The 13255-nt window shown below is 42.3% G+C and carries 10 protein-coding genes; all 10 read left to right on the top strand.

From position 1 onward, the window contains the following. The first annotated feature begins 28 nt into the window (after nt 1–28). Nucleotides 29–1153, top strand: a complete 1125-nt coding sequence (locus tag G4420_RS19765; protein WP_163325674.1) for an AI-2E family transporter — start codon at nt 29–31, stop codon at nt 1151–1153. Between the two features lie 194 nt (nt 1154–1347). Beyond that, complete coding sequence (locus G4420_RS19770; protein ID WP_163325675.1) at nt 1348–2508, top strand: cytochrome c3 family protein; 1161 nt, start codon at nt 1348–1350, stop codon at nt 2506–2508. A gap of 32 nt (nt 2509–2540) precedes the next feature. After that, nucleotides 2541–5480: a TAT-variant-translocated molybdopterin oxidoreductase gene (locus G4420_RS19775; protein ID WP_204273763.1), complete on the top strand. Its 2940-nt coding sequence runs from the start codon at nt 2541–2543 to the stop codon at nt 5478–5480. Between the two features lie 6 nt (nt 5481–5486). Then, nucleotides 5487–6872: an NrfD/PsrC family molybdoenzyme membrane anchor subunit gene (nrfD, locus tag G4420_RS19780; RefSeq protein WP_163325676.1), complete on the top strand. Its 1386-nt coding sequence runs from the start codon at nt 5487–5489 to the stop codon at nt 6870–6872. Further along, a complete protein-coding gene (locus G4420_RS19785) occupies nt 6865–7362 on the top strand; it encodes a DUF3341 domain-containing protein (protein WP_163325677.1) in 498 nt (165 codons plus the stop codon). The genes nrfD and G4420_RS19785 overlap by 8 nt, the downstream gene beginning before the upstream one ends. Nucleotides 7363–7364: 2 nt before the next feature. Beyond that, nucleotides 7365–8081: a c-type cytochrome gene (locus G4420_RS19790; protein WP_163325678.1), complete on the top strand. Its 717-nt coding sequence runs from the start codon at nt 7365–7367 to the stop codon at nt 8079–8081. Between the two features lie 202 nt (nt 8082–8283). Then, a complete protein-coding gene (locus G4420_RS19795) occupies nt 8284–9444 on the top strand; it encodes a quinol:cytochrome C oxidoreductase (protein WP_163325679.1) in 1161 nt (386 codons plus the stop codon). Between the two features lie 678 nt (nt 9445–10122). Beyond that, a complete protein-coding gene (locus G4420_RS19800; protein WP_163325680.1) occupies nt 10123–10722 on the top strand; it encodes a hypothetical protein in 600 nt (199 codons plus the stop codon). Between the two features lie 21 nt (nt 10723–10743). Next, nucleotides 10744–12192: a flotillin family protein gene (locus G4420_RS19805; protein ID WP_163325681.1), complete on the top strand. Its 1449-nt coding sequence runs from the start codon at nt 10744–10746 to the stop codon at nt 12190–12192. 130 nt (nt 12193–12322) lie between these two features. Then, on the top strand, nt 12323–13246 hold the full coding sequence (locus G4420_RS19810) for an ABC transporter ATP-binding protein (RefSeq protein WP_163325682.1): 924 nt from the start codon (nt 12323–12325) through the stop codon (nt 13244–13246). Nucleotides 13247–13255 lie beyond the last annotated feature (9 nt).

A 13255-nucleotide genomic window follows, 5' to 3' on the forward strand; every position in this document is an offset into this window, starting at 1 on the left:
TGGTTATATTTGTTAAAAACGAACAAAAATGATTCAACTTAAAGGCTGGACACGCAATACGCTATTTATTGTCGGACTTCTTTTCATCATTTTTCTGTTGTGGTATTTTAGTGCCATCGTCACCTACATTCTTATTTCGGTGGTGCTGTCGTTTGTTGGCCGCCCGCTAACCCGCTGGCTAACAAAAATTAAATACAAACGTTTCAAAATTCCCAAAGGGCTGGCCGCTTTTGCAACCCTGGTAAGTTTATGGATTGTTTTTATTTCCTTTTTCAGATTCATTATCCCGCTCTTGCTAAGCGAGGTTGAAACCCTGTCGCAAATTGACTTTACGCTCGTTCTCGACTCCATTGAAGAACCCTTACTGAACCTGATGCACTTTTTCAGTAAGGACACCGTGAGTATCGAATCGAAGAATTTTATGGATATTGTAACAGAAAGTTTGGGAGCTGAAATCGATTTTTCACAAGTATCGAATTGGTTTGGGCTGGTTGCCGGAACCATTGGAGAATTGCTGATCGGTTTCTTTTCTGTTTCGTTTATCACCTTTTTCTTTTTGAAAGAAGAAACCATGTTTAGCACCTTCATTATATTGTTGGTTCCTACTCATTTAGAAGAAAAAGTAGCCCACATACTCAATTCTATTTCTTACCTGTTACGTCGGTATTTTATTGGCTTACTTTTAGAAGTTTTTATGGTAATGCTGCTCGATACCATTGGCCTTACCATCGTTGGAATGGAATTCAACCATGCGGTTGTAATTGGGTTGTTTTGCGGGATGTTTAACGTTATTCCGTACCTGGGTCCTTGGATGGGGGCAGCACTTGGTTTGCTCATCGGGGCTGCTTTACATATTAATCTCGATTTTATGAATGAAGTTTTGCCAACTTTAGGCTGGATGACAGTGGTTTTTCTTTCGGTTCAGGTAATCGACAATGTTCTTTTTCAGCCACTTATTTATTCCAGCAGCGTAAAAGCACACCCTCTCGAAATTTTTCTGGTAATTATAGCTGCCGGAAGTATGGCCGGAATTATCGGAATGATCCTGGCTATTCCGGTATACACCATTATTAGGGTAATTGCTGCTGAATTTTTCGAGAACATGAAACTGGTGAAAAAGCTTACCGAACACCTCGAAAAAGAGAAAAATTAAAACTAAAAACCCGTAACCAATCGATATTAAAAATCGAAACATCATTTCCCATAAATGTAACCAATCATATTTTTCAAACATTCTCAGCTATTTAACGTAAAAAATTTAATTCTTTCAGAACCTTAAGGTCTTTTTATTGTTAATAGGATAAGTCTGGATAAAAAGGCCTTTAATTTAATACTAAACTTAACAGAATGAGAGAACACTTCTTTTGGGGAGGTTTCATGAAAAAAACGCAAATTTTCATATCCCTGTTCGCATTTGTTACCTGTATTTTGCTTTCAACTAATCTGTATGCCGATTCATCCGAATCTGTTGTAACCGAAGGACATTCGCACGAAGATGTAAAACGTGGAGAACGTTTCTTCAAAGGATTATTACCCTTCGATCGGGAGTATTCGTCATGTGTTTCCTGTCACAATCTAAACCGGGTTGACACACTCAACTGGAATCCTTCGGCAATGGATATTGCAATTAAATATGTTGACAAGGATTTTGAATCGTTTCAAGCCTCGGTATTGAATCCAGTAGGTGTAAAAATGGAAGCTTCGCATGTTAATTTCGATATTTCGGAAGAAGATCTAAAAACAGTAAAAATTTATTTAGACAATTTGGCACACACCGGAGTTCCTCCGGCAAAACCAACGCATTACAATCTTATTCTATTTCTGTTTTTAGGTTTATTAATTACCTGGGCAGTTGTTGAACTGATTTTTATCCGAAAAATTAAACTGAAATTCATTCCTTTAATAATATTGCTTGGCGCTTTTGGCTGGCAGGTAAAAATGATTGTTACCGATGCCATTAAATTAGGCCGCCAGGAAAATTATGCGCCCGATCAACCCATAAAATTCTCGCATAAAGTACACGCCGGCGAAAACGGCATTGATTGTATGTATTGCCACACAACGGCAGAACAAAGTAAATCGGCAGGAATACCGGCAACCAACCTTTGTATGAATTGCCATATTCTGATTCGAGAAGGAACAAACAGCGGCAAGTTTGAAATTGCCAAAGTAGTGGATGCCGCAGAAAACGGGCACTCAATTGAGTGGAAACGAATTCATAACCTGCCCGACCATGTTTATTTCAGCCATGCCGTGCACGTTGGTTCAGGCAAACTCGACTGTATGCAATGCCACGGTCCGGTTGAGGAAATGGATATAATGGAACAACACAGCGACCTATCGATGGGCTGGTGCGTTAACTGCCACCGCGATACCGAAGTTGACTTTGGCAATAATGGCTATTACGAACATTACGTGAAGTTGCACGAAGAAATGAAATCGGGAGCGATCGACTCGGTAAAAGCAGCTAACATTGGCGCCAATGATTGTATGCGCTGCCACTATTAATCATTCAAGTTTAAAGCAGAATCAAACAAACTATGACAAAATATTGGAGAAGTTTAGACGAGTTGAATAATCCGGTTGAGTTTAAACAAAACGAAATTAAACTGGAACTGGATGCCAAGCGTGCTGTAATGAAAAAGGCGTCAGGCTCATCAAGACGCGATTTTCTTAAGACTTTTGGATTTAGCGTTGCAGCGGCAGCAGTTGTTGCCAGTTGTAAAAAGCCGGTAGACAAGGCGATTCCTTACCTGGTAAAACCTGAAGAAGTAACACCTGGAATGGCTAATTATTACGCCTCTAGCTATTTTGAAGCCAACGAATATTGTAGCGTTTTAGTGAAAGTGCGCGACGGACGCCCCATAAAAATTGAGGGTAACGACCTGTCGTCAGTTTCGCAAAAAGGTACTTCGGCACGTGTGCAGGCGTCGGTTTTGGATTTATATGACGACGCCCGTTTTAAAACACCATTAAAAAGAGGCGAAGCAACCAACTGGGAAGAAGTAGATAGCTATATCACAAAAAAGTTAGAGCAACTAAATAATGATAATAAAAAAGTTGTTCTACTCACGTCGAGCATAATTTCGCCAACAACAATAAAAGTAATTGCGAGCTTTCAGGAAAAATATCCGAATGTTGAGTGGGTAAAATACGATGCCGTTTCGGCAAGTGGAATATTGGAAGCCAACCAACAAAGTTTTGGAGCAGCACTCGTTCCTGACTACCGATTTGAACGTGCAAAAGTAATTGCCAGTTTTGACGCCGATTTTCTTGGTACCTGGCTTTCTTCAACCGAATACACAAAAGGTTATGCAGCCGGAAGAAAAGTGCTGGACAAAGGCGATGAAATGAGTCGTCATTATCAGTTCGAGTCGGGAATGACATTGACCGGATCGAATGCTGATGTTCGTGTACCGATAAAACCTTCGGAAGAAAAGACAATATTAACAGCGCTGTATTATCAATTATTGCAGGCAAAAGGCTTTATGACCATCGCAGCACCGGGCAGTCCGGTTGATGTAAAAGGATTGGCTGAGGACCTGCTGGCAAACGAAGGAAAATCTCTGGTAATTTCGGGAAGTAACGATGTAAATATCCAATTGATTGTAAATGCCATTAATAATCTTTTGGGAAATTATGGTTCAATCATTCTATTTGACAGACCATTAAATACACATCAGGCGATAGATGCCGATTTTGAAAAGGTAATCAGCGGATTAAAAAATAAAGAAATTGCAGGCATGCTTTGCTGGGGAGTAAACCCGGTTTACAATCATCCAAAAGGAAAAGAGATAAAAGCACTAATCTCAGGTGCGGAACTCTCGGTTTCGTTTTCCGACAGAAAAGATGAAACAACTGCCGCCTGCCATTGGGTGTGCCCTGCACCACATTACCTTGAAGCATGGAACGATGCCGAGCCGAAAAAAGGACTTTTCAGCTTGTCGCAACCTACTATTTCAAAACTCTTTGACAGCCGACAGATTCAGGAAACGCTGTTAAAATGGACCGGCAAAGAGCAGCCTAACTATTACGAAATTTTAAAAGCAAACTGGGAAGAGAATTTTTCCAGTTTACAATCAAAATATTCCGATTCCCGGTTATTCTGGAACGATACCTTGCAAAAAGGTGTTTTCGAAACAGAGCTAACTGCTGAAACACCTTTGTATAGCGAAATTGGATTAGAAAATGCTTTACAACTTGGCGGTGAGCTATCTCAGGGCTGGGAAGTTGTTTTCTACCAGAGTATGGCTTTGAAGGACGGAAGTGCTGCGAACAATCCGTGGTTACAGGAATTGCCCGATCCCGTTGCAAAGATCAGCTGGGATAACTTTGCCGCAGTTCCGGTAAAATGGGCCGAAGAAAATGGAGTTCAGAATGAATCGGTAATCACCATAAACGGAATTGAAATGCCCGTTTTTGTGCAGCCCGGACAAGCACCCGATACCATTTCAGTGGCTTTGGGTTACGGCCGCGAAGTTGCCGGAAAAGTTGGCGACGGTGTTGGTAAAAATATGTATGCACTGACATCGATACAAAACAATGCTAAACAGCTTTGGATTAGTGGTGCTGATGTGCAGACCACAACAAAAACTTTCGAACTGGCGCTGTCGCAAACGCACCATTCGATGGAAGGCCGTCCAATTGTTCGTGAAACCAATTTCGATAAATGGCAACTCGATCCGGCTTCGGGTAATGAAATTCGTCAGGAACATCTGGAACATCACGTTTCGATGTATCCCGAGCAGGAATTTAAAGGTCATCATTGGGCGATGGCAGTCGATCTGGGAAGTTGTGTGGGATGTGGAAACTGTTCCATCTCTTGCCAGGCTGAAAACAACGTGCAGGTAATCGGTAAAGAACAGGTTCGCAACCGCCGGATCATGCACTGGATTCGTGTTGACCGCTATTTCTCAAACGATGCAGAAAATCCGGATGTATATCATCAGCCGGTAATGTGTCAGCATTGCGACAATGCACCGTGTGAAAATGTTTGTCCGGTTTCGGCAACTCCACACAGCGAGGAAGGCTTAAACCAAATGGCCTACAACCGCTGCGTGGGAACAAAATATTGTGTGAACAACTGCCCGTACAAAGTGCGTCGTTTTAACTGGTTTCAGTATGTGCAAAATCCGGAATTCGATTACGCATCAAACAGCGATTTGGGACGTATGGTTCTTAATCCTGATGTTACCGTTCGCTCTAGAGGAGTGGTAGAAAAATGCTCGTTCTGTGTACAACGCATTCAGGAGAAAAAAGCGGAGGCAAAAGTTGCCGGCAGAATGCTAAAAGACGGCGAAGTACAACCGGCCTGTGTTCAATCTTGTCCGGCCGACGCACTGGTTTTTGGCGATCTGAACGATGAGAACAGCAAAATAAACAAGTTGTTTAAGAACGAGCGCAATTACCATTTACTGGAAGAGTTGCACACCCTGCCATCGGTAGGATATTTAACTAAAGTAAGAAACAAAAAAGCATAAACGCCTATGTATAATTCAGCCGTAAGGGGAAAGCTAATTGATGGCGAAAAGTCGTTCAGCCAGATCTCGAAGGAGATATTAGCACCCATCCACGCCAAAACGCCGCTGTGGTGGTATGCAGCCATGATGGTGAGTTTGGGCATGTTCGGATTTGGTTTGTATTGCAAATACATCACCGTTTCAACCGGAATTGGTACCTGGGGAGTAAACAACTCGGTAGCCTGGGGTTGGGCCATCATCAACTTTGTTTGGTGGATCGGAATCGGACATGCCGGAACAGCATTTTCCATTTTCCTGCTCATTTTACGGCAAAAATGGAGAACTGCCATTAACCGTGCAGCAGAAGCGATGACCGTTGTTGCCGTTTTCTGTGCAAGCCTTTTCCCGCTGTTACACATGGGGCGTCCGTGGTTGTTTTTCTTCATTTTCCCGTATCCGAATACGCGTGGTCCGCTTTGGGTGAATTTTAACTCACCGCTTTTCTGGGACTTTGTGGCCATTTCAGCTTACCTGCTTATTTCAGCAAGTTTCTGGTATTTCGGTATGGTACCTGATTTTGCAACGATCCGCGACACGGCAAAATCGAAAATTAAAAAAGCTGTTTACGGATTTTTTGCCTTCGGCTGGACAGGATCGAGCCGCGAGTGGCTGCGTTTTGAAGGCCTGAGTTTTGTACTTGGAGGAATTGCTGCTGTATTAGTTGTTTCGGTGCACTCGATTGTATCTACTGACTTTGCTGTTTCGGTTCAAGCCGGATGGCACACCACCATCTTCCCGCCATACTTTGTAATCGGAGCAATTTTCTCGGGATTTGCCATGGTGCTCACCCTTGTTATTACGATGCGTGGCTTATACAATATGAATGATTTTATTACCGACCGACACGTTGATGCGGTTTGCCGAATCCTGATATTTATTTCGCTGATTATGGGAACTGCCTATATGACCGAGATCTTTATTGCCTGGTATTCGGCTTCGGAATATGAGACTTATATGTTCTTTAAAAACCGTTTGTTTGGTGATTATGCGTTCCAGTTTTGGGCTATGTTTACGGCCAACGCTGTGATTCCGCAGTTGTTCTGGTTTAAAGCGGTGCGCAAACGCATGTGGATCGTATTCATCATTTCCATCATCATCAATATCGGTATGTGGTTCGAGCGCTTTAATATTGTGGTTACCACGCTTAGTCGCGATTACCTGCCGGCTGCTTGGGCCAACTACTCGCCCACCTATGTTGAAATAGGATTCTTTGTCGGTACACTCGGAATGTTTTTGGCCGGAGTACTGTTGTTCTTCCGCTACATTCCAATGATTGCCATCTCTGAATTAAAAAGTGTGGCAAAATTCGACAAACCAAATAACGGACAACTAAAAGCAAAAAGTCATGAGTAAAAAATATATCCTTGGCGTTTTTGACGACGAAGCAACTTTAGTTGATGCCTTTGAAAAACTAAAAGACAAAGGAGTAATGCCGGTTGAGGTTTACACGCCCTACCCGGTACACGAAATACTGGAAGGAATGCCCATAAAAACACGCATTACACATGCAGCATTCTTTTACGGATTGTTTGCAGCACTGGGTATCCTCGGATTCCTGACTTATGCAGCGGTAATCGACTGGCCCTTACGTTACGGAGGAAAACCGTTTAATGCCTTCCCGTCGTTTATTGTGGTAACTATTGTGGCAACTATCCTCTCAATAACCTTGCTTACGCTCTTTACCTTTTCGGCGCGGGCGAAAGTGTTTCCCGGCAAAAAAGCTGAGATCTTTCACGAGCGGGCCACCGACGATAAATTCGTTATGGTCTTCGACGAAGACGGTATTGCAAACGACAGCGAGTCGTTAAAAGCAATTCTAACTGAACATGGTAAAATTGAATAATTATGAACTCGATAAAATCCATTAGAAAATATTTTGCACCGTCCTTTAGGGCGGTGAACAAGCATGGACAGCAGCTTATTGGAACTTTGAAAATTGTTATTTTACAAGTTAACAATTTTCAAAGTTTCAATACCAAGAAGCCAAGCACTGTCCACACCGCCCTAAAGGACGGTGCAAAATTTGCCTTTTTACTTTTAACTTTTGCCTTGATTTCATCCTGTGATTACAACCGCCGAACAACAGGCTGGCAGTATTTCGATGATATGGTTACCTCGCCGGCTTACGAGAGCTACACGCCCAACCCGAATTTTGCCGACGGAAAAACCATGCAACCGCCTGTTCCGGGAACAATCCCTCGTGGAACGGTTCCTTATGCTTATCAAAAAACCGATGAAGACCGGGCACTGGCAGCAGCCACACTGGTAAACGAGTTAGAACCAAGCAAAGAGAACCTGCAACGCGGCGAAAAAATGTATGGTATTTACTGTATGCAATGCCATGGCGAAAAAGGCGACGGACAAGGCTCGTTGTATGTAAGCAAAAAGTACACCTACCCACCGGCCAGTTTGTTGAGCGATAAAATGATGGCCAGCCCTGAAGGAGATATTTACCATGTGATTACAGTAGGCTTTGGAATTATGGGCGAGCACGGTTCGATGATTAAACCAGACGACCGCTGGAAAATTTCGATGTACGTAAAAGAGGTATTACAGAATTGAAGAGTTTAAAATGAGAAATACTATACCATACCCCATTGGCTGTAGCCATTTCCCCTCACGAGGGGAAACATCTTTGAAGCAGGACAGAGCGTAACATGTTTCGCACCGGCTCAATTAAAAACATGCTCCCCTTTTGAGGGGAGCTCCCGACAGGGAGAGGGGTAAACTAGTAACAGATTGAAAAGAACAAAAAGAAACAGATATGGAAGACCGATTAACACTTTCCAATAAGTTTAAAATTCTCACCTACGCATTAATGGGTGTTGGTGTAGTTTCGTTTGCACTGGGTTTTGTTTTTGATGCCGAGCGCACCTGGGCAAACTACCTTTTAAACAACTACTATTTTGTGTCGCTGGCCATTGGTGCTGCCTTTTTTGCCGCCATCCAGTACATTACACAATCTGGCTGGTCGGCCATGTTTAAACGCGTGCCCGAAGCAATGGTAGCTTATCTTCCCTTTGCAGCGGTGTTCTTCCTGATTCTGTATTTTGGAATGCATTCGGTTTTTGAGTGGACCCACCACGAGGTTGTTTCGCACGATCATATTTTGCAGCACAAATCGCCATATTTGAATGTGCCGTTCTTTTTTGCACGCGTTGTTGTATTTTTTGCTGCGTGGATTATCCTGTCGAAAGTATTGCGCAAATTATCGCTAAAAGAAGATGAAGTTGGCGGCATGTATTATTTCCAAAAATCGGAGCTCTATTCCAAGATTTTCATTTTTGTGCTCGCGTTTACATTCAGCCTGTTTTCGGTTGATATGCTAATGTCGCTCGAACCACACTGGTTCAGCACCATGTTTGCCGGAAAAAGTTTTATGGCCGGAGTTCTGCACGCCTCATCTATAATTGCACTGATTGTAATTATACTGTCGAAACAAGGTAAATTCTCGCTACTCAACCACAGTCACCTGCACGATTTTACCCGCTATATTTTTATGTCGAGTATTGTTTGGGGTTACTTTAATTTTGCCGAATTCATGCTCATCTGGTACGGAAATATCCCGGAAGAAACATCGTATTTTGTGCACCGATGGCATGGCGTTTACAAAATCCTGTTCTTTGCCAATATCATTATCAACTGGGCAATCCCGTTTTTGGTGCTGATGCCACGCAAAAGCTCAAGGAGCAAATTGTTTATGATCCCGGTTATTCTGCTTCTGATTATCGGACAATACACCGAACTTTACTATATCATCTGGCCGGCAACGGTTCACGAAGTTAAGTTTGGCTTGCTCGAGATCGGTACTTTCCTGGGTTATGCCGGATTATTTTCGTGGGTAGTTGGCACAACACTTACCAAAGCCAGTTTGGTTCCGAAAAATCATCCTTATATGGAAGAAAGTATTCAGCACCATTTCTAAAATGCCTGTATCGCGCGTAGCTTAAGGCCTCCCTCAAATTACCGCTGCCCAATCCAAGGCCTTTTCCTTTGGTTTAAGGAAGAATTCTGCCCAATAACTGAGGCCGGAATATAATACTGTTAGCAATTCTGACCTTATAACAACAACTTTAAGAGATAAAGAAATCGAATTTGACCTTATATATCGGTTTCCTTTTGTATTCTGTGTGTGCGAATAAGTTATGCATTGTTTTCCAAATGCCCTTGTGCACGCCAAATGCTTTTGGAATTCATTTCCTGGTTTATTTCGATACATGAAATATATTTTGAATAATATGCATAAGCTTTTCTTACAATTGAAATAGGCTTCGCTAACACAAAACACGGTCTGTAAAACAGTAAATAAAGGAAAAGCTGTAAATAATTAGGTCACTTTAACTTAGCGATCGGTTGTAAATGCGTCATAAAAGGTCAGATTACAACATTAATACACCGCAAAAGAGAAACAACAGGGCAGTAAGGTGGGAAAAACATGCAGAAACAAGATCGGCAGGCGATAATCAGCAGAATAAGCGTTCCAGGAAACGATCACATTTAGAAATCGTCGTTTTGCCTATAAAAATCCCCCAGTCCCAAAATATTAACTTGGAATAATTGAGTTTATGTTTACTTTTAAAACATAAAACCAATAATTATTCCCATGTTATTAAACTCAATTCTCCCTAATTGGTCGGAAATCAGCGTATTCGAACAGGCTTTCTGGATCATCGCCATTCCGGCTACCGTTTTTTTTCTGCTGCTATTAGTTTTAACCATCTTCGGCGGAGATGCCGATGCAGACGTTGATGTTGATACGGATGTTGACGGTGACATAGCTGGCGATTCAATTCCATTCCAATTTATTTCATTAAAAAACATTGTTGCTTTTTTTACTGTATTCGGCTGGTCGGGCATTGGCTTTATCAGTATGGGCTTACCCCCCGGACAGGTTATTCTTTTCTCAACCTTATGTGGCCTTACAATGATGTTCCTAATGGCCTCACTGTTCTATTTTATGTCGAAACTGGCTGAAAACGGAACACTGCGTATGGGAAATGCCATCGGCAAATTAGGTGAAGTCTACCTGGTAATTCCGGCCAAACGAGGAGGAATGGGAAAAGTGCAACTGAATGTTCAGGGATCGATGCGTACACTCGATGCCATTACCGATGATGAAGAAACTATTCCTACTTCTTCAATAGTTCAGATACTAAATGTAATTGATGATCATATTCTCCTTGTTCAAAAACAAGGCAATTAATAACCCTTTTAATTAAATTTTATGAACGATTATTTTGTTATTCTTCTAAGCATTGCTGCTCTTTTTGTATTCATCATCATCGTAGCAATGATGCGGCGTTACAAACGCTGTCCTTCCGACCGTATTTTGGTTGTTTATGGTAAAGTTGGCAAAGGAGCAAACAGCGAAAGCCGCTCTGCCAAGTGTATTCACGGTGGTGCAGCCTTTATCTGGCCGATTATTCACTCTTATGCCTTTTTGGATTTAACACCAATTTCTATTGAAATCAATCTTAAAAATGCGCTAAGTAAACAAAACATCCGTGTTGATGTGCCCTCGCGTTTTACAGTAGGTATTTCTACCGAACCAAACATTATGAACAATGCCGCTGAACGACTGCTCGGACTTACGCAGGAGTCAATCAGCAACCTGGCAAAGGACATTATTTTTGGTCAGTTGCGTTTGGTTGTTGCCACAATGGATATTGAGGAAATAAACAGCAACCGCGACAAATTTCTTGCAGCTGTGTCATCGAATGTTGAGGCAGAACTCAAGAAAATTGGGTTGAAACTGATCAACGTGAATGTTACCGACATCAACGATGAATCAGGATATATTGAAGCTCTTGGTAAAGAAGCGGCAGCAAAAGCGATCAACGATGCTAAAAAGAGCGTAGCCGAGAAAAACCGCGATGGAGAGATCGGTCAGGCAGAAGCTCTGCAAGACCAGCGTGTACAAGTTGCAAGTGCTGATGCAACGGCTGTTGAAGGAGAAAACATTGCAAAAGTTACTATTGCAAATTCAGATGCCGACAGACGAGAAAAAGAAGCTGAGGCAAACCGACGGGCCGTAGCTGCCGAAAAGGTAACTGATGCAAAAGCATTGGAAGAAGCCTATGCAGCCGAAAAACTGGCAGAACAAGTTCGTGCCGAAAGGGACAAAGCTACCCAAATTGCCAACATTGTAATTCCTGCCGAGATTGATAAAGAAAAAGTTCAGATAGAAGCAGAAGCAGTGGCTGAACAAACGCGCAGAATTGCAAAAGGTGAAGCCGATGCCATTTATATGAAGATGGCTGCTGAAGGTAAAGGTATCTTTGAAATCCTGAGCAAACAAGCCGAAGGTTTCGAACAACTGGTGAAAGCCGCCGGCAACGATGCACAAAAAGCAGTACTAATGATGATTGCTGACAAATTACCGGAACTGGTTGCAACGCAGGTTGAAGCCATTAAGAACATTAAAATTGACAAAGTTACTGTTTGGGAAACCGGAAACGGAAAAGACGGAAAAACATCAACGGCTAACTTTATGCAAGGAATGCTGGGTTCCATACCTCCTCTCGACGATATTTTTAAATCGGCAGGCATGGAACTTCCCAACTATCTAAAAGGTGATACTAAACCTGAGGAACCTGTTACCGAGGAATCTGAAGTTTCAGCAAACAATGACGCTGATTTTGACGAACCGGAAGTAATCGACCCTGAAAAATAGACATTCATGTAAAGAATAGTTTGATTCACCGGTTTTCTTTGGGAAACCGGTTTTTTTATGCCTTTATTTATTTTTTAAAACCAAACCCGTAATTTGCAAGGGTTAAATCTTACTATTCAATAAAAACAATATGGAATTATTCGAAGCGCGCAATGTAAACAAGGTTTTTGCCAGCACTCAGGCATTAACCGATGTTAGCATTTCGGTGAAAGAACAAAGTATTTTTGGTTTGCTTGGCCCCAATGGCGCGGGCAAAACCACTCTCATCCGCATTATTAACCAGATTACCGCCCCCGACAGCGGTGAGATATTTCTGAACGGAAGAAAGATGAACAGGACAGATATCTCCCACATTGGCTACCTGCCTGAGGAACGCGGACTGTACAAAAAAATGAAGATTGGCGAGCAGGCAATTTACCTGGCTCAGCTAAAAGGCATGTCGTATCGTGATGCATCGAACAACCTGAAAAAGTGGTTCGAGAAATTTGATATCATGCCCTGGTGGAACAAAAAAGTGGAAGAGCTTTCGAAAGGAATGCAGCAAAAAGTGCAGTTTATCACCACCGTTGTTCATCAGCCCAAACTGTTGATTTTTGATGAGCCTTTTAGCGGTTTCGACCCGATAAATGCCAATCTGCTGAAAAAGGAAATTCTGAACCTGAAAGCAGAAGGTGCCACCATAATCTTTTCCACACACAACATGGGTTCGGTTGAAGAACTGTGCGATCACATTGCGCTGATCAATAAATCGAAAAAGATTGAAGACGGGCCAACCGACGAAATCCGAATGAAATACAAAACCAACATTTTCGACATAAAATACCGGGGCGAGTTCCGAGAAATCGATTTGGCTTTGGGCAACGATTACAAAATCATCAGTCACGATGAGTCGGATAAGGCAAACACCTTGAAAGTGCAATACATGAACGGAAAATCAAATAACGAATTGTTGTCGTCCATTATGCCGGCAGCCGAAATTCTGGCATTTGAAGAGCTTATTCCGAGTATGAACGATGTTTTTATTAAAGCCGTTGAAGAGTCGAACAAAAACTAAACAAACCGT

Source organism: Draconibacterium mangrovi (assembly GCF_010586825.1).
Lineage (GTDB): Bacteria > Bacteroidota > Bacteroidia > Bacteroidales > Prolixibacteraceae > Draconibacterium > Draconibacterium mangrovi.

Coding starts and splice junctions, on each gene's coding strand:
- G4420_RS19765 (WP_163325674.1), top strand. CDS start 29: ATGATTCAACTTAAAGGCTGGACACGCAATACGCTATTTATTGTCGGA.
- G4420_RS19770 (WP_163325675.1), top strand. CDS start 1,348: ATGAGAGAACACTTCTTTTGGGGAGGTTTCATGAAAAAAACGCAAATT.
- G4420_RS19775 (WP_204273763.1), top strand. CDS start 2,541: ATGACAAAATATTGGAGAAGTTTAGACGAGTTGAATAATCCGGTTGAG.
- nrfD (WP_163325676.1), top strand. CDS start 5,487: ATGTATAATTCAGCCGTAAGGGGAAAGCTAATTGATGGCGAAAAGTCG.
- G4420_RS19785 (WP_163325677.1), top strand. CDS start 6,865: ATGAGTAAAAAATATATCCTTGGCGTTTTTGACGACGAAGCAACTTTA.
- G4420_RS19790 (WP_163325678.1), top strand. CDS start 7,365: ATGAACTCGATAAAATCCATTAGAAAATATTTTGCACCGTCCTTTAGG.
- G4420_RS19795 (WP_163325679.1), top strand. CDS start 8,284: ATGGAAGACCGATTAACACTTTCCAATAAGTTTAAAATTCTCACCTAC.
- G4420_RS19800 (WP_163325680.1), top strand. CDS start 10,123: ATGTTATTAAACTCAATTCTCCCTAATTGGTCGGAAATCAGCGTATTC.
- G4420_RS19805 (WP_163325681.1), top strand. CDS start 10,744: ATGAACGATTATTTTGTTATTCTTCTAAGCATTGCTGCTCTTTTTGTA.
- G4420_RS19810 (WP_163325682.1), top strand. CDS start 12,323: ATGGAATTATTCGAAGCGCGCAATGTAAACAAGGTTTTTGCCAGCACT.